The 24414-nt window shown below is 72.8% G+C and carries 25 protein-coding genes and 1 pseudogene; 18 read left to right on the top strand and 8 right to left on the bottom strand.

Translation table 11 applies throughout. The annotated features are described in order from the left end of the window. Positions 1 to 274: 274 nt before the first annotated feature. Positions 275 to 1756 carry a glycoside hydrolase family 43 protein gene (locus ACF1BE_RS25965; RefSeq protein ID WP_392201432.1) on the top strand — a complete coding sequence of 494 codons (1482 nt, stop codon included), beginning with the start codon at positions 275 to 277 and terminating at the stop codon, positions 1754 to 1756. 72 nt (positions 1757 to 1828) lie between these two features. On the opposite strand, the gene ACF1BE_RS25960 is transcribed toward ACF1BE_RS25965, so the two are convergent. Further along, complete coding sequence (locus ACF1BE_RS25960; protein WP_392201452.1) at positions 1829 to 2035, bottom strand: DUF5999 family protein; 207 nt, start codon at positions 2033 to 2035, stop codon at positions 1829 to 1831. A 343-nt stretch (positions 2036 to 2378) separates the two neighbouring features. After that, positions 2379 to 2963, bottom strand: a complete 585-nt coding sequence (locus ACF1BE_RS25955) for a hypothetical protein (protein ID WP_392201431.1) — start codon at positions 2961 to 2963, stop codon at positions 2379 to 2381. A 572-nt stretch (positions 2964 to 3535) separates the two neighbouring features. Between ACF1BE_RS25955 and ACF1BE_RS25950 the strand changes: the two genes are divergently transcribed. Then, entirely contained in the window at positions 3536 to 5053 is a 1518-nt protein-coding gene (locus ACF1BE_RS25950) for a glutamate--cysteine ligase (protein ID WP_392201430.1), read from the top strand. A gap of 213 nt (positions 5054 to 5266) precedes the next feature. Beyond that, on the top strand, positions 5267 to 6067 hold the full coding sequence (locus ACF1BE_RS25945) for a CPBP family intramembrane glutamic endopeptidase (RefSeq protein WP_389582921.1): 801 nt from the start codon (positions 5267 to 5269) through the stop codon (positions 6065 to 6067). A 19-nt stretch (positions 6068 to 6086) separates the two neighbouring features. Here the strand turns inward: ACF1BE_RS25945 and ACF1BE_RS25940 are convergent, their stop codons facing one another. Continuing rightward, complete coding sequence (locus tag ACF1BE_RS25940) at positions 6087 to 6899, bottom strand: PhzF family phenazine biosynthesis protein (protein ID WP_392201429.1); 813 nt, start codon at positions 6897 to 6899, stop codon at positions 6087 to 6089. Between the two features lie 101 nt (positions 6900 to 7000). Here ACF1BE_RS25940 and ACF1BE_RS25935 point away from each other — a divergent pair, with 101 nt between their 5' ends. From ACF1BE_RS25935 to ACF1BE_RS25910, 6 genes and pseudogenes are all read left to right on the top strand, one after another. Further along, positions 7001 to 7630: a cadmium resistance transporter gene (locus ACF1BE_RS25935; RefSeq protein ID WP_392201428.1), complete on the top strand. Its 630-nt coding sequence runs from the start codon at positions 7001 to 7003 to the stop codon at positions 7628 to 7630. Between the two features lie 142 nt (positions 7631 to 7772). Next, positions 7773 to 8091: pseudogene (locus ACF1BE_RS25930) on the top strand (VOC family protein). Between the two features lie 302 nt (positions 8092 to 8393). After that, positions 8394 to 9020 (top strand): PadR family transcriptional regulator, encoded by a 627-nt coding sequence (locus tag ACF1BE_RS25925; protein WP_392201427.1) that lies wholly within the window; start codon positions 8394 to 8396, stop codon positions 9018 to 9020. 252 nt (positions 9021 to 9272) lie between these two features. Continuing rightward, on the top strand, positions 9273 to 9899 hold the full coding sequence (locus ACF1BE_RS25920; RefSeq protein WP_392201426.1) for a Clp protease N-terminal domain-containing protein: 627 nt from the start codon (positions 9273 to 9275) through the stop codon (positions 9897 to 9899). A 137-nt stretch (positions 9900 to 10036) separates the two neighbouring features. Further along, complete coding sequence (locus ACF1BE_RS25915; protein WP_392201425.1) at positions 10037 to 11041, top strand: DMT family transporter; 1005 nt, start codon at positions 10037 to 10039, stop codon at positions 11039 to 11041. Between the two features lie 189 nt (positions 11042 to 11230). Further along, on the top strand, positions 11231 to 12187 hold the full coding sequence (locus ACF1BE_RS25910; RefSeq protein ID WP_392201424.1) for a DMT family transporter: 957 nt from the start codon (positions 11231 to 11233) through the stop codon (positions 12185 to 12187). A gap of 10 nt (positions 12188 to 12197) precedes the next feature. Here ACF1BE_RS25910 and ACF1BE_RS25905 read toward each other — a convergent pair whose 3' ends face one another. Further along, positions 12198 to 12878, bottom strand: a complete 681-nt coding sequence (locus tag ACF1BE_RS25905; protein ID WP_392201423.1) for a pyridoxamine 5'-phosphate oxidase family protein — start codon at positions 12876 to 12878, stop codon at positions 12198 to 12200. Positions 12879 to 12950: 72 nt separating this feature from the next. On the opposite strand from ACF1BE_RS25905, the gene ACF1BE_RS25900 reads away from it, so the two are divergent. After that, a complete protein-coding gene (locus tag ACF1BE_RS25900; protein ID WP_392201422.1) occupies positions 12951 to 14282 on the top strand; it encodes an aminotransferase class I/II-fold pyridoxal phosphate-dependent enzyme in 1332 nt (443 codons plus the stop codon). Positions 14283 to 14449: 167 nt separating this feature from the next. On the opposite strand, the gene ACF1BE_RS25895 is transcribed toward ACF1BE_RS25900, so the two are convergent. Further along, positions 14450 to 15382 (bottom strand): DMT family transporter, encoded by a 933-nt coding sequence (locus ACF1BE_RS25895; protein WP_392201421.1) that lies wholly within the window; start codon positions 15380 to 15382, stop codon positions 14450 to 14452. 74 nt (positions 15383 to 15456) lie between these two features. On the opposite strand from ACF1BE_RS25895, the gene ACF1BE_RS25890 reads away from it, so the two are divergent. After that, the gene (locus tag ACF1BE_RS25890; protein WP_392201420.1) at positions 15457 to 16359 is read left to right on the top strand and encodes a LysR family transcriptional regulator; all 903 of its coding nucleotides are present in this window, start codon (positions 15457 to 15459) and stop codon (positions 16357 to 16359) included. A 3-nt stretch (positions 16360 to 16362) separates the two neighbouring features. On the opposite strand, the gene ACF1BE_RS25885 is transcribed toward ACF1BE_RS25890, so the two are convergent. Continuing rightward, positions 16363 to 16833, bottom strand: coding sequence for a pyridoxamine 5'-phosphate oxidase family protein (locus ACF1BE_RS25885; protein WP_392201419.1), 471 nt, complete (start codon positions 16831 to 16833; stop codon positions 16363 to 16365). Between the two features lie 195 nt (positions 16834 to 17028). Then, positions 17029 to 17511, bottom strand: a complete 483-nt coding sequence (locus ACF1BE_RS25880; RefSeq protein WP_392201418.1) for a Rieske (2Fe-2S) protein — start codon at positions 17509 to 17511, stop codon at positions 17029 to 17031. Between the two features lie 175 nt (positions 17512 to 17686). Between ACF1BE_RS25880 and ACF1BE_RS25875 the strand changes: the two genes are divergently transcribed. From ACF1BE_RS25875 to ACF1BE_RS25845, 7 genes are all read left to right on the top strand, one after another. Then, complete coding sequence (locus ACF1BE_RS25875) at positions 17687 to 18457, top strand: HipA family kinase (protein WP_392201417.1); 771 nt, start codon at positions 17687 to 17689, stop codon at positions 18455 to 18457. Further along, positions 18454 to 18903, top strand: a complete 450-nt coding sequence (locus ACF1BE_RS25870; protein ID WP_392201416.1) for a DUF3037 domain-containing protein — start codon at positions 18454 to 18456, stop codon at positions 18901 to 18903. The genes ACF1BE_RS25875 and ACF1BE_RS25870 overlap by 4 nt, the downstream gene beginning before the upstream one ends. A gap of 147 nt (positions 18904 to 19050) precedes the next feature. Next, positions 19051 to 19812, top strand: coding sequence for a 3-oxoacyl-ACP reductase FabG (fabG, locus tag ACF1BE_RS25865; RefSeq protein WP_392201415.1), 762 nt, complete (start codon positions 19051 to 19053; stop codon positions 19810 to 19812). Positions 19813 to 19834: 22 nt separating this feature from the next. After that, positions 19835 to 20596 (top strand): SDR family oxidoreductase, encoded by a 762-nt coding sequence (locus tag ACF1BE_RS25860; protein ID WP_392201414.1) that lies wholly within the window; start codon positions 19835 to 19837, stop codon positions 20594 to 20596. A 188-nt stretch (positions 20597 to 20784) separates the two neighbouring features. After that, on the top strand, positions 20785 to 22362 hold the full coding sequence (locus tag ACF1BE_RS25855; RefSeq protein WP_392201413.1) for an ABC transporter substrate-binding protein: 1578 nt from the start codon (positions 20785 to 20787) through the stop codon (positions 22360 to 22362). A gap of 82 nt (positions 22363 to 22444) precedes the next feature. After that, positions 22445 to 23128 carry a uracil-DNA glycosylase gene (ung, locus tag ACF1BE_RS25850; RefSeq protein ID WP_392201412.1) on the top strand — a complete coding sequence of 228 codons (684 nt, stop codon included), beginning with the start codon at positions 22445 to 22447 and terminating at the stop codon, positions 23126 to 23128. Positions 23129 to 23286: 158 nt separating this feature from the next. Continuing rightward, the gene (locus ACF1BE_RS25845; protein WP_392201411.1) at positions 23287 to 23805 is read left to right on the top strand and encodes a hypothetical protein; all 519 of its coding nucleotides are present in this window, start codon (positions 23287 to 23289) and stop codon (positions 23803 to 23805) included. Between the two features lie 76 nt (positions 23806 to 23881). On the opposite strand, the gene ACF1BE_RS25840 is transcribed toward ACF1BE_RS25845, so the two are convergent. Then, positions 23882 to 24346 carry a hypothetical protein gene (locus tag ACF1BE_RS25840; protein ID WP_392201410.1) on the bottom strand — a complete coding sequence of 155 codons (465 nt, stop codon included), beginning with the start codon at positions 24344 to 24346 and terminating at the stop codon, positions 23882 to 23884. Between the last annotated feature and the right edge of the window lie 68 nt (positions 24347 to 24414).

The following is a 24414-nucleotide window of genomic DNA, read 5'->3' as shown; positions in this document are numbered from 1 at the left end:
CCGCGAGCGCGGAGACCGTACGAAGCGGGGGCCGGTGACAGCCGGCGGGACGGACGCGCGGGGAGCGGGGACCGGCACGCCGGACGGCCGGCGACCACCGGGCGTCGCGCTCCCCGAAGGATGCCCGTCTGCGTCGCGTCCGGCCGGACACCCGCAAGGGCCGCCCCGGCCGCACGACGATCATTTCGCAGAGCCGTTCCGCCCTCGGCGGCCATGGGTCCTCGATAGAATTCGGTGCCTGATTCGAAACTTTCGGACCCCTTCGGGAGCGAGCATGCGGACCTACGACAATCCCGTCCTCCCCGGTTTCCACCCCGACCCGAGCGTGTGCAGAGCCGGGGACGACTACTACCTGGTGTGCTCCAGCTTCGAGTACGTCCCCGCCGTGCCCCTCTTCCACAGCCGGGACCTGGTCCACTGGCGTCAGATCGGCAACGTCGTCGACCGGCCGGAGCAGCTCGCCCTGTCCGACGACGTCCCGGCCTCGGGCGGCATCTACGCGCCGACGATCCGCTGCCACGACGGACGGTTCTACGTGATCACCACCGCCGTCGGCGCGGGCGGCACCTTCCTCGTCACCGCCGACCGCCCCGAGGGACCGTGGTCCGACCCGGTGTGGATCGACCTGCCGGGCATCGACCCCGATCTCGCCTGGGACGAGGACGGCAACTGCTGGTGCGCGATGGCCGGGGTCACGGTCGCCCGGATCGACCCGGGCACCGGCAAGGTGCTGGAGGGGCCGCTGCCGATGTGGTCCGGAACCGGTCTCGCGGACCCCGAGGCCCCGCACCTGTACCGGATCGGCGAGTGGTGGTACCTGCTGCTCGCGGAGGGCGGCACCGGACTGGGGCACGGTGTGTCGGTCGCGCGCGCCCGCTCGCCGCGCGGCCCCTGGGAACCGGCGCCGGGCAACCCGCTGCTGTCCCACCGTGGCACCGGCCTGCCCGTCCAGTGCACCGGGCACGGCGACCTGGTGCAGGCGGCCGACGGCGGCTGGTGGATGGTGTTGCTGGGCACCCGGCCCCGCGGCTGGTTCCCGGGGTTCCACGTGCTCGGCCGGGAGACCTTCCTGGTGCCGGTGGAGTGGTCCGAGGGCTGGCCCCGGGCGGGAGGGGTGCGGGAGCGGCATCCGGCGCCGCCCGCCTGGGCACCCGTCGAACAGCCACCCGTGCGGGACGACTTCACCGGTCCGGGACTCGCGCCGCACTGGATATCCCCGCACCGCAGGCCCGAGGGCTGCTGGTCGCTGACCGAACGGCCCGGCCGGCTCGTCCTGACGGCCACCGGTGACAGCCTCGACCGGCCGGGGCACACCTTCGTCGGCCGCCGCCAGCAGCACCACGACTGCCGGATGGCCGCGCTGCTGGAGCCCGGGGCGACGCGGGCCGGGCTGTCCGTCCGGCTGGACGAGGCACACCACTACGACCTGGAGGTGAGCGGGGGGACGGCGGTGGTGATCGCGCGCATCGGCCCCCTGCGCCGGACGGTCGCCGAACAGCCGGTGCCGGCGGGCCCCCTCACCCTGGCCGTCGACATCCGCGCGAGCCGTCACCCGGGACCGCAGGACGGTCCCGACACCCTCGTCTTCACCGTCGGGACCGGCGAGGGGACCGTCCGGCTGGCCGAACTCGACGGCCGCTATCTGTCGACCCAGGTGGCCACCGGCTTCACCGGCCGTGTCATCGGCATGTACGTCACCGAGGGGCGGGCGGCCTTCGACTGGTTCGACTACGTGCCCGGGGGCGTCACGGCCTGACCCTCACGGGCATGCGTCGGGGCCGGTGCGCACCCGGTGGGTACGGCCGGCCCCTCGGTTGTCGTGCCGTTCTCAGGCGGCGGTCAGCACCTGCTCCGCACCGAGCGGGCGGTGCGGGGCGATCACGCGGCCGTCGGGCAGCAGCTCGCCGGTGTCCTCGAAGAGCAGGACGCCGTTGCACAGCAGGCTCCACCCCTGCTCCGGGTGGTGTGCCGTGAGGCGGGCGGACTCCCGGTCGGCGGATTCGGCTGTCGGGCACGGTGGCTGGTGCTGGCACATGGGCGGGATCTCTCGCTGGGTCGTGGTCATGTCCGTCCCCCGTGGTGATGAGTCGGTCGGATTCCAGTGTTGTCCTCTGGGCTTCGTTCCGCAGGGATTTCACGGCACCGCTTCTCACAGGTTCATGACGCGTCACCCGCCCGGTCGGTTCAGCCAACTGCACTGTCCCTTTGGGTGGTTCGCACTGACCGGATAGGGCTAGTCCATCCGGAAGCGATCCGCTGGCATATGCCAATCTCGAACGTCCGTGCCAGACACCCATCACGGACGTCCCGGTGGTGTCCCCGGAAAAAAAGAGTCGTACCCCGCTTCCCTACCGGGCGGCGGGGTACGCGGGCGTCGGTCAGGCAGGCGAGCCGAGCAGCGGGAGGGGAGTCGCCCGATGGGTCAGCACCGGAAGCAGCTCGGCCACCCGGAACGGGCGGTGCGCCGGGATGCCGGGCGGTGCCGGGGCGAGCGGCACGAGCAGGTCACCGGCGGCCGGATGGCCCTCGGTGCCGTCACCGGTGCAGTCGTCGTGCAGCCACAGGGTGAGCATGTACAGACCGGGGAGGGACAGCAGCCGTGCCTGATACGGGTGCTGGAGCGCCTCGGCCTGGTGCAGAGCGCGTTCGGTGGAGGCGACGTAAGGGCCCTCGAAGAAGTGTGAGAAGGCCCAGCCGTCGGGAGTGAGCATGGTCTCGGCCGCGGCCACCGCGCGATCGCCGCACCGGATGAGGAAGCGCCAGCCGGCCAGCCGCGTCGCGGACAGACCTTGCGCGGTGATCCGGTCCAACACGTGCACAGGCAAAGGGAGTTCGGGTGTCGCGGGGCCCTGCGCGGCACGCAGGGAAGGGGTGCGTGCCTCACGGACCGCGGTGGGGGAACCGAGGGCGGTGAGGACGGAGCGCAGGGCGGGCGCGGGGGCAGGGGGAACATGCAACGGCATGGTGGGTCGCCTCTCGTTCGACAGGCGCGGCGGCGCGAGGAGGGTGGGGCGGACAGCGCTGTCTGCTCACGGAAGGCCGGAGAGGTGGGGGCCCTGGTCGGGTGTGAACGAGGGTGCGGCTCTGTCTGTCGCCCGTCAACCGTGACGGCAGAAACGCGGCAGGAACCAGGACCGAGGGCGCCAACCTTGTGCCTTGTGGACGGAGTTTATACGACGCGTGTTCGGCCGGTGTTTCGGCTATCCCATTTCCGCGTGACGGGCAAGGCGGAATTGGGCCGCTGATTCGCGGAGAAAATCCCGATTTCGCGGCCGAACCCTCGCCGCTGACCTCGTCGTACGCTCCGGTAGCGGTCGGCCGAATGTCGTCGGCGTTTTTCACGAGGCGTACGGGGCACCCGAAGGTGCGAGCTGCGGCATGCCCCGTGAATGTGCCGCGGGGAACATTCCGACAGAGTAGCGGGCGGCGGGCCGACACGGGACGTTATCGATCGCTTCGGCTGGGCATCATCCCACCTGACGTGGGAGCCCGGCGAACGGATCGTCGGCCCGCCCGTCCGAGGAGGGACACTTCCATGGGGGAGAAGGTCGTGGCAGGGCAGTTCGACCTGTCCGATCGCCAGCGCTACCGCGAAAGGCTCCAGAAGTGCCTGACGGGGTTGGAGCGACTGCTGGCAGAGAAGCGATTCGACCGTCCCAAGAACCTCATGGGTGTCGAGATCGAATTGAATCTCGCCGGCCGTGACGGCATGCCGAAAATGTTGAACGGACAGGTACTTGAGCGCATCGCCAGCCGTGACTTCCAGACCGAACTCGCCATGTTCAACCTGGAGGTCAACATAGCCCCGCACCGCCTGGGCGGCCGGGTGTTCGACCAACTCGCCGAGGAGCTGCGGACCTCCCTCGCCTACGCCGACCGCAAGGCCGGTGAGGTGGACGCGGGCATCGTGATGATCGGCATCCTGCCCACGCTGGGCCGCGACGACCTGGTCTCCTCCAACCTCTCGGAGGTCGACCGCTACACCCTGCTCAACGACCAGATCGTGGCCGCGCGCGGGGAGGACTTCCGGCTCGACATCGAAGGCGTGGAGCACCTGGTGTGCACGTCGAAATCCATCGTCCCCGAGGCCGCGTGCACCTCCGTGCAGCTGCACCTCCAGGTCACCCCGGGCCGGTTCGCCGACGTGTGGAACGCGTCGCAGGCCGCGTCCGCCGCGCAGATCGCCGTCGGCGCCAACTCGCCGTTCCTCTTCGGTCACGAGCTGTGGCGCGAGTCCCGGCCCCCGCTGTTCACCCAGTCCACCGACACCCGCCCGCCCGAGCTGCAGGCGCAGGGCGTACGGCCGCGGACGTGGTTCGGCGAGCGCTGGGTGTCGTCCGCGTACGAGCTGTTCGAGGAGAACCAGCGCTACTTCCCGGCTCTGCTGCCGATCTGCGACGACGAGGAGCCGCTGGAGGTGATCGAGGCCGGCGGGGTGCCCAAGCTCGCCGAACTCGTCCTGCACAACGGCACCATCTACCGGTGGAACCGGCCGGTGTACGGCATCGCGGACGGTGTCCCGCACCTGCGCGTGGAGAACCGGGTGCTGCCAGCCGGGCCGACGATCACCGACATCATCGCCAACGCGGCCTTCTTCTACGGCCTCGTCCGCGCCCTCGCCGAGGAGCCCCGGCCGGTGTGGACGCGCCTGCCGTTCGCCGCGGCCGAGGCGAACTTCGACGCGGCGTGCCGGCACGGCATCGACGCCCGCTTCGTCTGGCCCCGGCGGGGCCGGTACGGCGGCACGGGCGAGGTCGACGCGGTCACACTGGTCCGCGACGAGCTGCTGCCGCTCGCCGCCGCCGGGCTGGACGCGTGGGGCGTGGAGGCCGCGGACCGGGACCTGTACCTGGGAGTGATCGAGGAACGCTGCCGGCGCCGGGTGAACGGCGCGTCCTGGCAGTCGGCCACGTTCCACCGGGCGCTGGAACAGGGGATGTCGCGCGATGCGGCCCTGGCGGCGACGACCCGGCGGTACACCGAGCTGATGCACGTCGGGGAGCCGGTGCACACGTGGCCGGTGGGTCTGCCGGACCCGGTCCCGCTCGGCTGACGCCCCGCCCTCACACCGCGGGCTCCCGCGCAGGACGCCGAACGTCATCGCGCAGGACGCCGGGCCCCTGGGCAGGGCGCCGGCTCTCGCCCCGGGGCAGGCACCCGCGGGGCCCCTCGCGCAGTGGGCCCGGTGGGCGTCACCCGCGGTGTCTTCTGCGATCCTTGCCGGGCGAAGGTAGGCCGGGGGCCCGTGAGGCGGCTGGAGGCAGGGGTGCAGGTGGAGGCTGACTCGGTGGCCGGTTCCCCGGCGCGGGCGCGGGACCCGCGGCGGATGCTGCGGGACGAGACACTGCTCGTGCTCGCACTCTCGCTCGGGGCGAGCGGAGTGTCCGCCCTGATCAGCTTCATCGGCTCGGTCACCCGGCCGGGCGGCCTCAAGGACCAGGCGGCCACCCTCAACGCCTCGGCCGCGCCCGGCCGTCCGTGGCTCGACCTGGCATGGCAGCTCTTCGGCATCGCCAGCGCCCTGGTGCCGGTGGCCCTGGTGGCGCACCTGCTGCTGCGCGAGGGCGCGAGCCTGCGGACGCTGGGCTTCGACCGCACCCGCCCCGGACCCGACCTGGCCCGGGGCGCCGGCGTCGCGGCCGTGATCGGCAGCACCGGCATCGCCTTCTACCTGGCCGCCCGCGGCCTCGGCTTCAACCTCACCGTCGTCCCCGAGGCCCTGCCCGACGTGTGGTGGAAGTACCCGGTGCTGATCCTCTCCGCCCTCCAGAACGCGATCCTCGAAGAGGTCATCGTCGTCGGCTACCTGCTGCGCAGGCTGGGCCGGCTGGGCTGGACCCCGGGAACCGCGCTGGTGGCCAGCGCGGTCCTGCGCGGCTCCTACCACCTCTACCAGGGCATCGGCGGCTTCCTCGGCAACATGGTCATGGGCGTGGTGTTCGTGTACCTGTACCGCCGCTGGGGCCGGGTCGGACCGCTGGTCGTCGCGCACTCGCTGCTCGACATCGGCGCGTTCGTCGGCTACGCCCTCCTCGCCGGCAAGGTGGGCTGGCTGCCGACGGCGTGAACACCGGCGGCGGGGCCGGTCAGGCGCGCAGTTCGCCGTCGATGACCGTGACCGCGCGGCCGGTGAGCAGCGTCCGCTCGCCCCGCAGCCCGGTGCGGACCAGTCCGGTGCGGCGGGAGGCCTGGAGTCCGGTCAGGTCGTCACGGCCGAGACGCGCGGACCAGTGCGGGGCGAGCGCGGTGTGGGCGCTGCCGGTGACCGGGTCCTCGTCGATACCGACGTTCGGGAAGAAGCAGCGGGAGACGAAGTCGTAGCCCCGGCCCGGGTCGTCGGCGCGGGCGGTGGCGATGACGCCACGCGAGGAGAACGCGCCGAGGGCCCTGTGGTCGGGGGAGAGGCCGAGGACGGTCTTCTCGTCGGCCAGCTCCACCAGCAGGTCACCGACGTTCGGCCCGGTGTCGAAGGCGGCCACCGGCGCCGCGCCCAGCGCCTCGGTGACTCCGGACGGCAGCTCGACGGGGGTGAGAGGGGCGGTCGGGAAGTCGAGTGTGATCGACCCGTCGGCGGCGGGCGTGGCGACGAGGACACCGCTGCGGGTGGCGAACCGCACGGAACCCGTGTGGGCGCCGGTGGTGTGCAGCACGTGGGCGGTGGCCAGTGTGGCGTGGCCGCACATCGCGACCTCGGCGACGGGCGTGAACCAGCGCAGCGCCCAGTCCGCCTCACCACCGTCGGGCAGCCGGTGCGCGAACGCCGTCTCGGCGTGGTTGACCTCCATGGCGACGTTCTGGAGCCAGTCGTCGTCGGGGAAGACGTCGTCCAGCAGGAGGACTCCGGCCGGGTTGCCGGCGAAGGGGCGGTCGGTGAAGGCATCCACGATTCGCATACGCATGCCGCTGACGCTAGCGCCTGCGGCCGGCCACCGGCCCACGGCCGCTCCACGCACGGCCCCCTGCCCGCGGCCCATGAGCCTCGCATAAGGTCGCCCCGTAGGTGTCACCGAGTGGGGCGGGCCGGTTCGTGGGTGTGGGTGTCATCGGGCAGGCGGTCGGTCTGTTCGCCGTCACGAACGTCGACGACATCTTGATCCTTTCCCTGTTCTTCGCCCAGGGCGCCGGGCAGCGCGGCGCGGCCCGGCACGTCGTCCTCGGTCAGTACCTCGGCTTCGCGGCGATCCTCGCGGTCGCGGTCGCCGCCGCTCTCGGCGCCACCTTCCTGCCCGGGGCGGCCGTCCCCTACCTCGGTCTGCTCCCGCTGGCGCTCGGTGTCAGGGCGGCCTGGCGGGCGTGGCGTGACCGCCGCGACGGCGCGGGCGACGGCGACGACCGGGCCAAGGAGGGCGGCCCGAAGGCGCTGGAGGTCGCCGCGGTCACCTTCGCCAACGGCGGCGACAACATCGGCGTCTACGTTCCCGTGTTCGCCACCGCCGGTGTCGGCGGCATGGGCCTGTACGCGGTCGTCTTCCTGGTCCTGGTCGGCGTGTGGTGCTTCGCGGGCAGGTTCTTCACCACCCGCCCGGTCATCGCCGAGGCCCTGAGCCGCTGGGGCCACATCCTGCTCCCACTGGTCCTCATCGCGGTCGGCCTGCTCATCCTCGTCGAGGGCGGCGCCTTCGGGCTGTGAGCCACCTGGCCTGTGACAGCGAACCTCGAACACCGCACGTGTCCCGTCCGGGGCGATCTGGTCCGTGAGGCGCTACCCATGTCACGCCGGACCTCGACCCGTGCGGCGATGAAATCGGAATCCCGGTGAACAGCACGTCCCACTGTGGTGGCGCGTCGCTCGTTTCTGGTGCGAGGTGTCGGGGTGCGTCGCGCCGCCGCCGGCGGGGTTCGCCACCTGGGTTGGCCTGCAGTGATCCCTCGGGCGTGGTCCCGAAGGCGAGGTCGTCAAGAACCGGCTGCATCTGGACGTGCGGGCCGCACCGGCTCGTGGGTGAGGAGCGCCTCCCCGCTCTCGAGGCCGCGTGCGCACGGCTGGTCGCGCTCGGCGCGGTACGCGTGCGACTGCTGCCCGCGGATGACGACAACGAGTCGTGCATCGTGATGCAGGACGTCGAGGGCGACGAGTCCTGTCTCGACTGAGGTGCCGCGAACGAGTCCTCGACCTGGCCCATGGGTCAGGACGAGGACTCGCCCCCGACCTGTCAGGGCACCGTGGCGCGGCTCGCTGGATCAGGTGCTCGGGACGGCGGATCCGTCCGGCCGGTTCGACGGATCACGGCAGGTTCGTCGAAGCGGACCCGGCGGTCGGCGTCTCACTGAACCGGCGCACCCGGCCTTGAGACGAGGGGTTGTCGCACCCATTGTTCCGATATATCGTTGAGGCATCGCGAACGACGAGCGATGCAGACGTGACAGATCATCGATGGAATGGAGTCAATGCGATGCGTACCCACGGATTCGAGCGTGGACATCGGCACGAGGGCCCCGGCCGCCGCGGCATGGGCGGCTTCGAGGGCCGGCGGGCCGCCTTCGGGCCCTTCGGGCCGGGGGGTCCGGGATTCGGTCCCGGCGGCCCCGGCTTCGGGCCGGGCCCCTGGGGCTCACGAGGCCGGGGCGGAGGGCGGGGGCGGGCGCGGCGCGGTGACGTGCGGGCCTCGATCCTGGCCCTGCTCAAGGACCGGCCCATGCACGGCTACGAGATGATCCAGGAGATCGCCGAACGCAGCGGCGGCGCGTGGAAGCCGAGCCCCGGCTCGGTCTATCCCACCCTGCAGCTGCTGGAGGACGAGGGCTTGATCACCAGCGAGAGCGAGGGCGGCAAGAAGCTGTTCTCCCTCACCGAGAGTGGACGCGGCGCCGCCGAGGAGGGGGCGCAAGCGCCCTGGGAGGAGGCCTCGCGCGGGGTCGACTGGGAGGCCCTCGGTGAGATCCGCCAGGCGGGCTCCGGACTGATGGAAGCCTTCGGGCAGGTCTTCAGGACCGGCAGCAAGGAGCAGCGCGAGAAGGCGCTGGCCGTCATCAACGACGCCCGCAGGAAGCTGTACCTGATCCTCGCCGACGAGCAGTGACGCTCGTACGTGCCCGGGTGCCCCGTGCGGTATCCGCGCGGGGCCTCGGCGTACTGACGGGCCGTCAGGGCGATCCCGGGGAACCGGTGTGGTCGGGGCGCACGGACGGTCCGCGTGCGCCGCATGATGAGTGCCCGCTGGATCTCCTCCGCAAGGATGACATTCCGGTCGCCGATGTCCACTCTGTGTGGGACGCGAGAATGGTTCCCCCCGTGGATGACCCGCCCCCGTCCGGCTGATGGGGTAGAGGACGTGCACACCCGTACAGCCCACCGCACCGCCCACGACGAGCCGGTTCCGCACCCGGACGGCGCCGCTGTGCTCGGTGCCGAGCTGGCAGTGGTGGTCACCGGTGCCCGTCGCAGGGCCGTCCGGGACGGGGACCGGCAGACCGACACCGCCCATCTGCTCCACTCCCTGCTCGAACACGACTCCGAGGTCCGTGCCGCCGTCGGCGAACCCGCCCGGCTCGCCCGGCTCCTCGGCTACCTCGTCCAGCGCAGCATCGGCTACGGGCTGCGCTGGCAGGGCAGCGTGGAGGACTCCGGACCGATCACCGTCGTACCGGCACCGGCGGACGCCGCCGACCCCGCTGACGACCCGGATCCGGTGAGCGGCGGGGATCCGGTCGCGTACGCCGATCCGGCCGGACACGGCGGTGGGGCCAGGGAGGCCGCCGGGTGGTCTCCCGCCGCGTCGGCCGCCCTCGCGGACGCCCGTGGGCGGGCCCGGCGGCGCGGCGCGCTCCGGGTCGCCGGCACCGACCTGCTCGCGGCGCTCGTCACGGACCCGGGGTCCCGGGCCGCCGAGGTGCTCTCGCGCGCCGGCATCTCCGCCCCCGAGCTGGTCGCGCGGGCCGGGCCCGGCGCCGACGAGTAGGCCGACGGCGGCGGGGGCCGCTCCCCCATCCCGCCGTCGTCCGCAGACGGCGGCGGGGCCGCCCGGGACTCTCCCGCCGTCCACCACCTGAGACAGGTGTCAACACGGGTGACGCTGCTGTCGTCGCCTGCCATCATGTGCCGGTGCATACGTCTGTGAGCAGTCAGGACCGCCCCGGCAAGGGCGCTGGGCTCGGCCTCGCCCTCGCCTCGGCGCTGGCCTTCGGCGGGTCCGGGGTGGCCGCCAAGCCGCTGATCGAGGCGGGACTCGGCCCGCTGCACGTGGTGTGGCTGCGGGTGGCGGGCGCCGCCCTGATGATGCTGCCGCTCGCCGTGCGGCACCGCGCTCTGCCGCGCCGCCGGCCCCTGCTGCTCGCCGGGTTCGGGCTGCTCGCCGTCGCCGGTGTCCAGGCCTGCTATTTCGCCGCGCTCTCCCGCATCCCGGTCGGCGTGGCACTGCTCATCGAGTACCTGGCCCCCGCGCTGGTCCTGGGCTGGGTGCGGTTCGTGCAGCGGAGGCCCGTGACGCGCGCCGCCGCGGCCGGTGTGGTGCTGGCGGCAGGCGGTCTCGCCTGTGTGGTGGAGGTGTGGACGGGCCTGAGCTTCGACGCGCTGGGCCTGCTCCTCGCCCTGGGCGCCGCCTGCTGCCAGGTCGGCTACTTCGTGCTGTCCGACCAGGGCAGCGACGCCGGTACCGAAGCGCCGGATCCGCTCGGCGTCATCGCCTACGGACTCCTCGTCGGCGCCGCCGTGCTGACGGTCGTCGCCCGCCCCTGGGGCATGGACTGGTCGGTGCTGGCCGGTTCGGCCCGGCTGAACGGCACCGCCGTGCCGGCTCTCGCGCTGCTGGCCTGGATCGTCCTGATGGCCACGGTCCTGGCGTACGTCACCGGCGTGCTGTCGGTGCGGCGGCTGTCGCCGCAGGTCGCCGGCGTCGTGGCCTGCCTGGAGGCGGTCATCGCGACCGTGCTGGCCTGGGTGCTGCTCGGCGAGCACCTCTCCGCGCCCCAGGTCGTCGGCGGCGCGGTCGTCCTGGCCGGTGCGTTCATCGCCCAGACGTCGGCCCCCGCCAAGGGCGGCCCGGAGCCGGTCGCCCCCGGCGGTTCGGAACGGGAGTTGTCCGCCCGCGGTACCGGCGCATAGGGTTCCCCCATGCCGTCGAACGCACTCGTCCTTCCGCCTCCGGCCGCCTGAGGCGGGCCTCCGGGAGATCGGTCCCGCGCATCCGCGCCGGACCGGACGGTGCTGCCCGCAGACGAAGTCCGTGCGTCCCGCCGAAGCGGGTCGCCCCGAGCTTCCGCACCTCGCGTGCGTTTCTGCGGAGAGATTCCCTTGTCGAACGCTGCTTCTGGCCTGCCCGTCGGGCGTGGCCTGCTCTACCTGATCATCACCGGTGCCGCCTGGGGCACCGCCGGCGCCGCCGCCTCGCTGGTCTTCCGGGCCAGTGACATGGGCGCCTTCGGCCTGTCGTTCTGGCGCTGTGCGCTGGGGCTGGCCCTCCTGTCGGCCGGCCGTCTGCTGCGCCCGCGCGTCCGGCCGGGCGAAGCCGTACCCGTACCGGTACCCGTACGCCGCAGGATGGTCCGCGCGGTGGTCACCGGGATCGGGCTCGCCGTCTTCCAGACGGCCTACTTCGCCGCCGTGGCCTCCACGGGACTGGCCGTGGCCACCGTCGTCACCCTCGGCGCGGGTCCCGTTCTCATCGCGCTCGGCGCCCGGCTGCTGCTCGGCGAGCGGCTCGGCGCCGGCGGTGTCGTGGCGGTGGCGGGCGCGCCGGCCGGGCTGGCCGTGCTGACTCTCGGCGGTTCCGCCGCGACGGTCCGTCCGGCCGGTGTGCTCCTCGCGCTCGTCTCGGCGTCGGGCTACGGCGCCATGACCCTGCTCACCCGGTGGTGGGGCCGGGACGGGGACTCCGACGCCTCCGGCACCACCGTGGGCGCCTTCGCGGTGACCACCCTGTGCCTGCTGCCGTTCGCGCTGCACGAGGGTCTGCTCCCGCACACCGCCCACCCGGCCCTGCTGCTGGGGCTGCTGCTGTACGTCGCCGCCGTTCCCACGGCCCTCGCGTACGCGCTCTACTTCGCGGGAGCCGCAGTCGTACGGTCCGCCACGGTCTCCGTGATCATGCTGCTGGAACCGGTGACCGCCACCGTTCTCGCCGTCGTCCTGCTGGGCGAGCGGCTCACGGTGACCACCGTGGCCGGCACCCTGCTCCTGCTCGGCGCCGTGGTGGGCCTCGCCGTGGGCGAGGCCCGCGGAGCCGGCCGGCCGGAGCCGGTCCCGGTGTGAGGCCGCGCCGTCACCGCGCCGTCAGGTAGTCCGGCAGACCGGTGCCGGGTGCCAGGTCGGCGTCGGGGACCGGTGTACCGTACCCCTTGCGGAGCGGGACGACCCCGGCCCAGTGCGGCAGGCCGAGGTCCTCGGGCTCGTCATTGGCGCCGCCCGTGCGGACCTTGGCCGAGACCTCCTCCAGATCCAGGCGGATCACCGCGGTGGCGGCCAGCTCCTTCTTGTTCGCGGGCCGGGAGTCGGCGGCCCGGCCCGGGACGACGTGGTCCACCAGCGCGTCCAGGGCGAGGCGCCGCTCCTCGGGGTCGGTGACCTCGTGGGCGGTGCCGTGCACCACCACCGAGCGGTAGTTGATCGAGTGGTGGAAGGCGGAGCGGGCCAGCACCAGCCCGTCGACGTGGGTGACCGTCAGGCACACCGGCAGGCCCGGGTCGGCCCGGCCGGTCATTCGCAACGGCCGGGAGCCGGTGGAGCCGTGGACGTAGAGGCGCTCGCCGACCCGGCCGTACAGCGTCGGCAGTACCACCGGGGCCCCGTCCCGCACGAAGCCGAGATGGCAGACGTACCCCTCGTCCAGTATCGCGTGCACCAGCTCCCGGTCGTACGACGCCCGGTCCGCGGAGCGCGTCGGCACGGTCCGGTCGGTCGGCGTGTAGGCGGCGGCCCTGGTGTCCTCGGTCGTGCCCTGCATGACGGTGCCCTCCATGGCGGTCTGTGTCGCGCGGGGTCGCGCGATGTATTGCACTAGTGCATAATGTTCTTTGTGCTAGGAGAATATCGGATCAGTGGGCGCGGCGCAGCCGAGATCGCGGCCGACGTCGAACGCGCGGTCGGCACGGGAGAGCTGCGACCGGGCCAGCACCTGCCTCCCATGCGGGAGCTGGCGGCCCGGCTGGGCGTGAACCCGAACACGGTCGCCGCCGCCTACCGCAGCCTGCGCGAGCGCGGGGTGATCGAGACGGCCGGCCGCCGGGGCAGCCGCATCCGCCCCCGGCCGGCCACCACCGGACGTGAGCAGCTGCGCGTGGAGGTGCCCGCCGGGGGCCGGGACCTGTCGACCGGCAACCCGGACCCGGCTCTGCTGCCCGGCCTCGCCCCGGCCCTCACCGCCGCGGCCGAGGTGGCCGGCCGGCGGCCCGTCCTGTACGGCGACGACCCCGTCGACGCGGACCTCGCGCGCGTGGCCCGCGCCGAACTGGACGCCGACGGGGTTCCCGCGGACCCGCTGGCCGTGACCTCCGGCTCCCTCGACGCCGTCGAACGCGTCCTGACCGCGCATCTCAGACCGGGGGACACGGTCGCCGTCGAGGACCCCGGCTGGGGCGGCCTCCTCGACCTGATCCCCGCCCTGGGCCTGCACGCGGCCCCCGTCGGCGTGGACGACGACGGACCGCTCGACGGCGAGCTGCGGCACGCCCTGGAGTCCGGCGCCCGCGCCCTGATCGTGACCGACCGCGCGCAGAACCCGACCGGCGCCTCCGTGACCGCCACGCGCGCGCGTGCCCTGCGCGCGGTCCTGCGCGACCATCCGGGAACCCTGCTCATCGAGGACGACCACGGCCACGGCATCGTCGACCTCCCGCTGCACCCCCTCGCGGGCGCCACCCGGCACTGGGCCTTCGTCCGCTCCGCGGCCAAGGCCTACGGTCCCGACCTGCGCCTCGCCGTCCTCGCCGGGGACCCCCTCACCGTCGACCGGGTCCGGGGCCGCCAGCGACTCGGTCCCGGCTGGGTCAGCCTGCTGCTGCAACGGACCGTGGCGCATCTCTGGACCCACGGCGCGATCGACCGGGCGGCGGTGGCGCGGGCGTACGGCGCCCGCCGGGACGCCCTGGTCGGCGCGCTGGCGGAGCGCGGGGTCGCCGCGCACGGCCGCAGCGGCATGAACGTCTGGGTGCCGGTCCCCGACGAGACGGGCGCGGTCACCCGCCTCGTCCAGGCCGGCTGGGCGCCGGCCCCGGGCGCCCGCTTCCGCCTGGCCTCACCACCGGGCATCCGCATCACTGTCTCCCCGCTCACCGAGGAGGAGGTCATCCCGCTGGCGGACGCGGTGGCGGCAGCGGTACGCCCGTCACCGGCGCGGACCTATGGCTAGGCCCTCTCGTTCGGATCATGCCGGGCTCGCGGGTCCGGCCCGATCCGAACGAAAGACCCTGGGGGCCGCCGAAGTGGCGCGGGCACCGGGGTGGGGTGCCCGCACTGACAGGCGCCCCGCACGGGTACGCGCCCCCGCACGGGTACGCGTCCGTGGGTCCCGGCCGCTCAGGCCCTCTTCGTGCGTATCTGGGTGAGTGCGGCACCCGCCAGCACGATCACCGCACCCACCGGAGTGCTCCAGTGGAGCGACTCCCCGAGGATCGCCACTCCCGCGGCCGTGGCTATGACGGGGATGAAGTACGTCACCATCTGGGCGGTGGTGGGGCCGACCTCGGCGACCAGCCCGTACTGGAGCAGCACGGCCAGCCCGGTGCCCAGCGCGCCCAGCGCGGCGACGGCCAGCAGCGGCACGAGCGCGAAACGCTGCGGCATGTCGGTGAACAGCGGTGTCACCACGGCCAGTTGCACCGTGGCCAGCAGCAGTTGGCCCCCGGTCATCGCCAGATGTGAGTTACCGGTGCCGGCCAGCGTCCGCCGGACGTAGATCCACCCGACCGGATAGCTGAACGACGCGAGAAGCGCCATCGCCGTTCCCTTCGCGTCCAGGCCGTGGAAGCCCTGCCAGGCTCCCAGCACCGTCAGGACCCCGAGGAAGCCCAGCCCGAGGCCGGCGACACGCACCCGGGTCGGCCGGTCCTCGGACAGGGCGACCAGGGAGAGGGCCATGCCCCAGAGGGGCGACGTGGCGTTGCAGATGCCGGCCAGCGTGGACGGGATCGTCAGCTCCGAGTAGGCGAACAGGGAGAACGGCAGCGCGTTCAGCAGGAACGCGGCGACCGCCATGTGCCCCCACAGCCGGGCCCCGCGCGGCAGCCGCTGCCGCTTCACGGCCATCGCCGCCATCAGCACCGCCGTGCCGAACACCAGCCGTCCCAGGGTGACCTGGAAGGGGGCGTACCCGTCGGTCCCCACCTTGATCAGCAGGAAGCTGAAGCCCCAGATCGCGGACAGGGCGCCGAAGCGCAGCCTCCAGTCGAGGCGGACGTGGGGGCGGGCGGGGCGTGCGGGCCGGGTTCGGGGTGCGGTGACCGTGCTCATGGTTTCAACGATGCGGCATCGGATCTCGTAGCACAATCGAGATTTTCCACCCGGTACCTCTTAGAATCACTTACATGTTGAACCTGGAGCGCCTGCGCACCCTCGACGCCCTCGCCCGGCACGGCTCGGTCAGCGCGGCGGCCGACGCGCTGCACGTCACCACCTCCGCGGTCTCGCAGCAGCTGAGCAAGCTGGAGCGGGAGGTGGGCCAGCAGCTCCTCGCCAGGAACGGCCGGGGCGTACGGCTCACGGACGCCGGCCGGCTGCTGTCGGAGCACGCGAGCCGCATCCTGTCGCAGGTCGAGCTGGCCGAGTCGGACCTGGAGGCGCATCGCGGCCAGGTCGTCGGCGAACTCAGGCTGTCGGCGTTCCCGACCGCGGCCCGGGGACTCTTCCCGGACGCGCTCGGCGCCCTGCGCACCGAGCACCCGGGGCTGCGGGTGCGCTCCAGCGAACTGGAGCCCGAGCAGGGCATCGCCGGGGTGGTCCGCGGCGACCTCGACCTCGCGGTGGTCCTGGACTGGTACAACAAGCCGATGCCCGTGCCCGACGGCTTGGTCAAGGCCGCCCTGCTGGACGACCCGGCCGACGTCGCCATGCCGGCCGGGCACCCGCTCGCGGACCGGGACGAGGTCGACCTCACCGAGTTCGCCGACGACGAGTGGATCACCTGGGGCCAGGGCGAGTTCTGTCACGAGTGGCTGATGTTCACCCTGCGGTCCAAGGGCGTCGAGCCGATCGTCGGTCACCGCGCGGGGGAGACCCACACCCAGCTCGGGCTCGTGGCCGCCGGCCTGGGTGTGTGCATCGCGCCGCTGCTGGGCCGCCACCCGGTACCCGAAGGGGTGGTCCTGCTGCCGCTCAAGCAGCGGATGCGGCGGCACGTGTACGTCGTCTGGCGGGCGGACGCCGACCGCCGCCCCTCCATCCGCGCGGCGGTGGACGCGCTGCGCGCGGCGGCACTGAAGCTGGGCTGAGTCCTACGCCCCGCCCAGCTTCCGGAAGTCCCAGGACACGATCTTCTCCGGGGTCAGCCGGGCCCAGGCGTGCCGGCCGTCGTGCGGCATGTCGTCCAGGCCGAAGTTCTTGCGGGCGAACAGCGTCTCGGCCGTGTCGAGTTCGGCGCACAGCTCGCCCCTGCGCGGCACCTCGCCCACGAACTCCACCCGGCCGGACAGCTCGGCCCCGCGCAGCTGGTCGTACTCCTCGCCCGAGTCGACCACGACCGCCACCCGCGGATCGCGGCGCAGTTGTGACCAGCGCCGGCTGCGGACCACCGAGTACAGCCACAGTGAGGTGCCGTCCCAGGCGAACCACAGCGCACTCACATGCGGGGTCCCGTCGGACGAGACGGTCGCGACCCGGCAGGTGCGCTGGGCGGTGAGGAACTCGTCCAGTTCGCCGGGCGTCATCATGATCCTGCGGCCTCGGCGCTGCTGTGCGACGGCCATGCGGCCCCCTGTTCTCCCATGTCGTGCCGGAGGAACGCCCCCTGCTGCGGTGATCCTCTGGCATCCCGTCAGGAAAGGGAACCGTCCGGCCTGTGCTCGTCCCCGGATGTGGCCGCCCCGCGCCCCTGCCGCACCACCGCACCGCAGCGTGTGCTCGGCGGCACCGGGCGGGTGCGCGGGCGGGCCCGAGCCGGGTCAGGCCAGTTCGATCTCGTCGCCGGAGACCGTGATCTTCGCCGGGGGCAGTGCCCGGGTCGCGGGGCCCTTCTTCACACTGCCGTCCTCCGCGGAGAAGTGGCTGTTGTGGCAGGGGCAGACGATCACGCCGTTCGCCACGCTGCCCACCGCACACCCCTGGTGGGTGCACTTGGACGAGAACGCCTTGTACGTGCCCGCCGTCGGCTGCGTGACCACGACACCGTGGTCCTTGAAGATCTTGCCGCCGCCTTCGGGGATGTCCGACGTCCTGGCGAGCGCCTTGCCACCGGCCGGGGAACCGCTGTCCTGCGAGGACCCTGCGGCGCCGGCCCCGGCCCCGGTGCCGGTGCTGCCGGACGAGCCGTCATCCGAGCCGCAGGCGCTCAGTGCGGCGGCGAGCCCCGCCGCTCCGGCCGCCGCCATGACGGTTCGGCGGGCCGGTGCCGGTGCCGTTTCCGGCGGGAGCGAAGCGCTGGTCATGTGGGGATTCCCTTCCGTGGAGCCTCTTCCTGATCCGTCATGGGGTACGGCCGTGCGGTGGCGGCCGTTCAGACGAGCGCCCGGATCCCTGCCGTCCGGTGACCGGCGAAGGTGTGGGCCGCGACGGTGCACCGGGTAGCGGCCGCACGCCGGTCCACCCCAGTAACCTGGGGCGATGCTCAAGGAAGTCACCGCGACCCGCTACATCACGCCCCTGCGGGAGGGCGGCTCGCTGCCGGGGCTCGTCGAGGCCGACGACTTCGGGACGTACGTCATGAAGTTCACCGGCGCCGGACAGGGCCGCAAGACCCTGGTCGCCGAGGTGGTGTGCGGCGAACTGGCCCGGCGCCTCGGATTCCGGATGCCTCGCCTGGTCACCGTCGGGCTGGACCCCGTCCTCGGGCTCGGGGAGCCCGACCAGCAGGTGCAGGACCTGCTCCGCCACAGCGGCGGCACCAACCTCGGCATGGACTTCCTCTCCGGCGCCCTCGGCTACGACCCGCTCGCCTTCCCGGTGGGCCCCGAGGAGGCCGGCCGGATCGTCTGGTTCGACGCGCTGATCAACAACGTCGACCGCTCCTGGCGCAACCCCAACCTGCTCGTGCACCGGGGCGAGCTGTGGCTCATCGACCACGGTGCCACGATGATCTGGCACCACAACTGGCCCTCGGCCGAGGTTTCCGCGGCCCGCCCCTACGACGCCGGCGACCACGCCCTCGCCCGGTTCGCCCCGGACGTGAGCGGCGCCGCGGCCGAGCTGGCACCCCGGGTCACCGAGGACCTGCTCGCCGAGGTCGCCGCGGAGATCCCGGACGCCTGGCTCGTCGGCGAGCCGGGCTTCGACACCCCGGACGACCTGCGCCGGGCCTACGTCCGGCCGCTGCTCGCGCGGGCGGCCGTCATCGCCGGGCGCATCACCGGCATCGGCACGGAGGAGGGCAAGTGAGCGAGCGCCACATCCACATGGCCGGTCATGTCACCGAGCGGCACATCACCCGCGCGGGCCAGGGCGGCGACCGGGACGTGTTCGAGTACGCGTTGCTGCGGGTCGTCCCCCGGGTGGAGCGCGGGGAGTGCGTCAACGCGGGCGTGGTCGTGTACTGCCGCGCCCAGGCGTACGTCGGTGCCCGGACCCACCTGGACGAGGCGCGGCTGCTCGCGCTGGACCCGCGGGCCGACGTCGCCGGGGTCCGGGCGGCGCTCGGTGCCGTGGAGAGGGTGTGCGCGGGCGGGGCGGAGGCCGGGCAGGCGGCCCACGACGACGCCGGGCGCCGGTTCCGCTGGCTGATCGCACCCCGCTCCACGGTCGTCCAGCCCGGTCCCGTGCACACCGGGCTGACCGCCGACCCGGCCGCCGAGACGGAACGGTTGCTGGACCTCCTGGTGAGGTAATGGATCACACCGGCCGGGTGTGCCGTTGACACCGGGTGCCAGGGCTTCTAGCGTCACGTGTGCTGAAGGTACTAAGCGGTCGCTCACCGCATGAGGGGCTCTCCCCCGGAGTCCCGGCAGTTCTCTCAAGGGCGAGGAGAAGCAGCAATGTCCACCACTGAACAGCGGGTCGCGGTAGTCACCGGCGCGGCGCGCGGCATCGGCGCCGCCACCGCCGTACGACTGGCCGCCGAGGGTCACGCGGTCGCCGTGATCGACCTCGACGAGGCCGCCTGCAAGGACACCGTCGAGAAGATCACCGCGGCCGGCGGCACGGCCGTCGCGATCGGCGCGGACGTCTCCGACGAGGCGCAGGTCGAGGCGGCCGTCGCCCGGATCGCGGCGGAGCTGGGTGCCCCGACGATCCTCGTCAACAACGCGGGCGTGCTCCGCGACAACCTGCTGTTCAAGATGAGCGTCTCCGACTGGGACACCGTCCTGAACGTCCACCTGCGCGGCTCCTTCCTGATGACGAAGGCCGTCCAGAAGCACATGGTCGACGCGGGCTTCGGCCGGATCGTCAACCTGTCCTCCTCCTCGGCGCTCGGCAACCGCGGCCAGGCCAACTACTCCGCCGCCAAGGCCGGTCTCCAGGGCTTCACCAAGACCCTCGCCGTCGAGCTGGGCAAGTTCGGCATCACCGCCAACGCCGTCGCGCCCGGTTTCATCGCCACCGAGATGACCAAGGCCACCGCCGACCGCGTCGGCATGGGCTTCGAGGACTTCAAGAAGGCCGCCGCCACCCAGATCCCGGTGCAGCGCGTCGGCGAACCGGAGGACATCGCCAACGCCATCGCCTTCTTCACCGGCGAGGCGGCCGGCTTCGTCTCCGGCCAGGTGCTGTACGTGGCCGGCGGACCGCTCAACTAAGGGATTCAGAGGTAGCACGAACATGACTGAACTCCCGGAGCTGTCCGGCAGGGTCGCCCTCGTCACGGGCGCGAGCCGCGGCATCGGCTACGGCGTCGCCGAGGCGCTGGTCGCCCGCGGTGACCGCGTGTGCATCACCGGCCGCAACGAGGACGCCCTGAAGGAGGCCGTCGGCACGCTGGGCGCCGAGCGGGTCATCGGCGTCGCCGGCAAGGCCCACGACCTCGACCACCAGAGCGAGGCCGTCCAGCGGACCATGGAGGCCTTCGGCCGCGTCGACTTCCTGGTCAACAACGCGGGCACCAACCCGGTCTTCGGCCCCATCGCGGACCTCGACCTGGAGGTCGCCCGCAAGGTCTTCGAGACCAACGTGGTCTCCGCGCTGGGCTTCGCCCAGAAGACCTGGCACGCCTGGCAGAAGGACAACGGCGGGGCGATCGTCAACATCGCCTCGATCGCCGGCCTCTCGGCGTCGCCGTTCATCGGCGCCTACGGCATCAGCAAGGCCGCCATGATCAACCTGACCCAGCAGCTGGCGCACGAGTTCGCGCCCAGGGTGCGGGTCAACGCGATCGCCCCCGGCGTGGTCAAGACCAAGTTCGCGCAGGCCCTCTACGAGGGCCGCGAGGAGGAGGCCGCGGCCCCCTACCCGCTCGGCCGGCTCGGCGTGCCCTCCGACATCGGCGGCGCCGCCGCGTTCCTCACCTCCGCGCAGTCCGACTGGGTCACCGGTCAGACGCTCGTCGTGGACGGCGGCATCTTCCTCAACGCCGGCGTGCACTGATCATTCCTTCCGGGCGCCGATTTTCGGACGGATCGGCGCCCGGAACGCCGTCGAAGATCCGCACAGCGGACTGACAACGTCGTCATCGCCCAGTCGATCAAGAACGCCCCTTCCCGGGGAGGTTCAGGGGGCCGGACGCTGCGGTATGGTCTGCCGACCCTTGGTACGGCGGATCGAGGAGCGTGCACGTGTTCAACCGGAACCGATTCCTGCGGAGAGTCGCGGCGATCGCGTCCATATCCCTGGTGGCCGGCTGCGGCCTGCTGTCCGACGGCGACCCCGACAGTCAGGGTCCGATCGTCGTGGGGACCACCAGCGCCCCCAGCACGCTGGACCCGGCCGGTGCCTGGGACGGCTCCTGGGAGCTGTACCGGAACATCTTCCAGACGCTCCTCGCCTACCCGAACGGGGCCACCACCCCCCAGCCGGACGCGGCCCAGAGCTGCGCCTTCACCGACTCCAGCAGTCGCACCTACCGCTGCAAGCTGCGCGCCGGCATGAAGTTCTCCGACGGTGACCCGCTGACCGCCGAGGCCGTACGGCACTCCATCGACCGCATCCGCACCATCAATGCCTCCGGTGGCCCCGCAGGGCTGCTCGGGAGCCTGGACCGCGTCGAGACCTCCGGCGACCGCGAGGTCGTCTTCCACCTGAACAAGTCCGACGCCACCTTCCCGTTCGTGCTGGCCACCCCCGCCATGTCGATCGTCGACCCCGACGACTACCCGGCGACCTCCCTGCGCAAGGACACCTCGGTCCACGGCTCGGGCCCGTACAAGCTCGAGTCGTACGCGGAGGGCGAGAAGGCCGTCCTGGTCCGCAACGGCAACTACCGGGGCTTCGCCGAGCCGCAGAACAACGCGGTGACCATCCGCTACTTCCAGGGCTCCGCCGCCATGGTCAAGGCGCTGCGGGACAAGGAGATCGACGTCACCTACCGCGGTCTCGCCGCGGACGACATCCTCGCCCTGCAGCAGCACAACACCGGGGACCTGCAACTGGTCGACGGCGCCGGCACCGACATCAGCTACCTGGTGTTCAACCCCAAGGACCCCTGGGCCAAGCAGCCCGCCGTGCGCAGGGCCATCGCGCAGATCGTGGACCGTGGCGCGATCGCGCACAAGGTCTACAAGGACACCGTCGACCCGTTGTACTCGATGGTCCCCAAGGGCCTGACCGGCCATGCCACCGGCTTCTTCGACGACTACGGCGACCCGAGCGTCCGCAAGGCCCGCAAGGTCCTCTCCGACGCGGGCATCACCCAGCGCGTCCCGCTCACCTTCTGGTACACCACCGACCGCTACGGCTCCGAGACGGGCCTGATGTTCCGGGAGCTGAAGCGGCAGCTGGAGGACTCCGGCCTGTTCACCATCACCCTTCGAAGCCGCCCCTGGAAGAGCTACGTGGTCGGCTACCAGAAGGGCGAGTACCCGGTGTTCGGGCGCGGCTGGTTCCCCGACTTCCCCGACGCGGACAACTTCATCGCCCCGTTCGTCGGCGAGCACAACGCGCTCGGCACGCCCTACCCGGCCAAGGAGATCACCGGCCGGCTGCTGCCCCACGCGCGCGCGGAGAGCGACCGCGCCCAGACCGTCAAGGACGTGGAGCGCGCTCAGCAGATCATGGTGGACGACGCCCGGCTGGTGCCGCTGTGGCAGGGCCGGCAGTTCGTGGCGGCCAGTGACGACATCTCCGGCGGCGAGCAGGCCCTCGACCCGTCGACGATCATGATGATGTGGACGCTGCACCGCAAGACCAGCTGGTGAACCGCCCTCGGAACACCGGTTGTCAGTGGTCGCCTGTAGGTTCGGATGCCTGGAAGTGACCGCACATCGTGAGGACGTTGACGTGACCGACACCGCCATGCTGCCCGAGTCCTGGCGCGGGGTTCTGGGTGACGAACTGCAGCAGCCCTACTTCAAGGAGCTGACCGAGTTCGTCGAGGAGGAGCGGGCGAGGGGTCCGGTGTATCCGCCGCGCGAGGAGGTCTTCGCCGCCCTGGAGGCGACGCCGTACGAGCGGGTCAAGGTCCTCGTCCTGGGCCAGGACCCGTACCACGGCGAGGGCCAGGGCCACGGCCTGTGCTTCTCGGTCCGCCCGGGCGTGCGGACCCCGCCGTCCCTGCGGAACATCTACAAGGAGATGCGCGACGAGCTGGGCCTGCCCGTCCCGGACAACGGCTATCTGATGCCGTGGGCCGAGCAGGGCGTGCTGCTGCTCAACGCCGTCCTCACCGTCCGGGCCGGCGAGGCCAACTCGCACAAGGGCAAGGGCTGGGAGAGGTTCACCGACGCCGTCATCCGCGCGGTGGCCTCCCGCCCCGACCCGGCGGTCTTCGTCCTGTGGGGGAACTACGCCCAGAAGAAACTGCCGCTGATCGACGAGACCCGGCACGCCGTGGTCAAGGGCGCGCACCCCTCGCCGCTGTCCGCGAGGAAGTTCTTCGGCTCCCGCCCGTTCACCCAGATCAACGAGGCGATCGCCCGCCAGGGCCACGAGCCGGTCGACTGGCGGATCCCGGACCTCGGCTGACGGCACTCGCGACGCGGCCCGGACCCGGGCCGCGGCGGTCCGCCGACGGCTCGCAGCCGGCCCTCCGGGGCGGCCTGCCGTGGATCGCCGACGGCGCCGGTTAGCGTCGGGGCAGACGGCTGGCCGGACGAACAGCCGACGACGGCCTGGAGGACGCGGTGGCGGAGCGACGGGAACAGGCGGCGCCCGATGGTGTGCTGACACGGATCGGGCAGGTCGTGATGCTGCACCACGGCGGCGACCGCGAGGAGGCCCGCAGCCGCTTCCTGGACCTGTGGGCGGAGATCGGCGAGGACGGCGCCGCCCTGCACCGCTGCACCCTGGCCCACTACCTGGCGGACACCCAGGACGACCCGGTGGACGAACTCGCCTGGGACCTGCGTGCGTTGTCGGCGGCCGAGGAGCTGTCGGGCGGCCGGGCGGCCGGCGACCCGGACAGCGTCCAGGGTTTCCTGCCCTCCCTGCACCTCAACCTGGCCGCTGACTACGCCAAGCTGGGCCGTGCCGACGCTGCCCGCAGCCACCTGCGCCGCGCCCGCCGCGCCGCGAGCCACCTGGCGGACGACGGATACGGCGCGGGCGTGCGGTCAGCGATCAGCCGGCTCGAGCTGCGGCTGGGCCAGGACGGCACCCCGGGAGACGACGGCTGGTCACCCCCGCGGCAACGCCCCAGCTGACGCACACAGCCCCCCGGCAGCCGTTCGGACACCGGACGTCCCAGTACCCGTACGTCCGCTCGGGCACCGGGGTGCCTCAGTGTCCGGACGCCTGCTCGCAGACCGCCGCCTGCGGGCTGTCGTTGACCCAGCCGCCGTACCTCTCGCCCAGCGCGCACATATCCGTGCCGGTCGGGAGCCGCAGGGACGGGGGCCGGCCGGGCGCCTCGGCGCGCGGGCGCCGGGGCCGGTCCGGGTGCGGGGCGGCGGGCGGGAGCGGCGGCCGGTGCGCGGCCGGGGGCGCGGTCCGCGTCCGGAGCGGCGCCCGCGGGCCGGAGCTTCCCGGGTTCCGGGACGGTCCGGTCGTCTCCAGTGCCTCCCGTGCCGGTGCCTGCACCACCCGGGGTTCCGCGCTGCCGTCCGGCCGGGGCGCCGCCGGCTGTGAGGAGGCGCTTCCCGGCTGCGGCCCGGGCGCCGTCGGATGCCGCACCGTCACACAGCCGGAGAGGGCCGAGACGGCCACGGTGACCAGGAGCGCTGCGGTCGTCGTCGTTCGATGCACCCGGCCCACTCTGCCGGGTCGGCGCCCGGCCCGGCACCGGAGAGCCGGGGTCGCGCCCCCCGCACGGG

Origin of the sequence: Streptomyces sp. NPDC014991 (assembly GCF_043080665.1) — a bacterium.
GTDB lineage: Bacteria > Actinomycetota > Actinomycetes > Streptomycetales > Streptomycetaceae > Streptomyces.
The sequence above is the reverse complement of the archived record's forward strand: the minus strand, read 5'-3'. Positions and strand labels throughout refer to the sequence as shown.

Coding starts and splice junctions, on each gene's coding strand:
- ACF1BE_RS25965 (WP_392201432.1), top strand. CDS start 275: ATGCGGACCTACGACAATCCCGTCCTCCCCGGTTTCCACCCCGACCCG.
- ACF1BE_RS25960 (WP_392201452.1), bottom strand. CDS start 2,035: ATGTGCCAGCACCAGCCACCGTGCCCGACAGCCGAATCCGCCGACCGG.
- ACF1BE_RS25955 (WP_392201431.1), bottom strand. CDS start 2,963: ATGCCGTTGCATGTTCCCCCTGCCCCCGCGCCCGCCCTGCGCTCCGTC.
- ACF1BE_RS25950 (WP_392201430.1), top strand. CDS start 3,536: ATGGGGGAGAAGGTCGTGGCAGGGCAGTTCGACCTGTCCGATCGCCAG.
- ACF1BE_RS25940 (WP_392201429.1), bottom strand. CDS start 6,899: ATGCGTATGCGAATCGTGGATGCCTTCACCGACCGCCCCTTCGCCGGC.
- ACF1BE_RS25925 (WP_392201427.1), top strand. CDS start 8,394: ATGCGTACCCACGGATTCGAGCGTGGACATCGGCACGAGGGCCCCGGC.
- ACF1BE_RS25905 (WP_392201423.1), bottom strand. CDS start 12,878: ATGCAGGGCACGACCGAGGACACCAGGGCCGCCGCCTACACGCCGACC.
- ACF1BE_RS25895 (WP_392201421.1), bottom strand. CDS start 15,382: ATGAGCACGGTCACCGCACCCCGAACCCGGCCCGCACGCCCCGCCCGC.
- ACF1BE_RS25890 (WP_392201420.1), top strand. CDS start 15,457: ATGTTGAACCTGGAGCGCCTGCGCACCCTCGACGCCCTCGCCCGGCAC.
- ACF1BE_RS25885 (WP_392201419.1), bottom strand. CDS start 16,833: ATGGCCGTCGCACAGCAGCGCCGAGGCCGCAGGATCATGATGACGCCC.
- ACF1BE_RS25880 (WP_392201418.1), bottom strand. CDS start 17,511: ATGACCAGCGCTTCGCTCCCGCCGGAAACGGCACCGGCACCGGCCCGC.
- ACF1BE_RS25875 (WP_392201417.1), top strand. CDS start 17,687: ATGCTCAAGGAAGTCACCGCGACCCGCTACATCACGCCCCTGCGGGAG.
- fabG (WP_392201415.1), top strand. CDS start 19,051: ATGTCCACCACTGAACAGCGGGTCGCGGTAGTCACCGGCGCGGCGCGC.
- ACF1BE_RS25860 (WP_392201414.1), top strand. CDS start 19,835: ATGACTGAACTCCCGGAGCTGTCCGGCAGGGTCGCCCTCGTCACGGGC.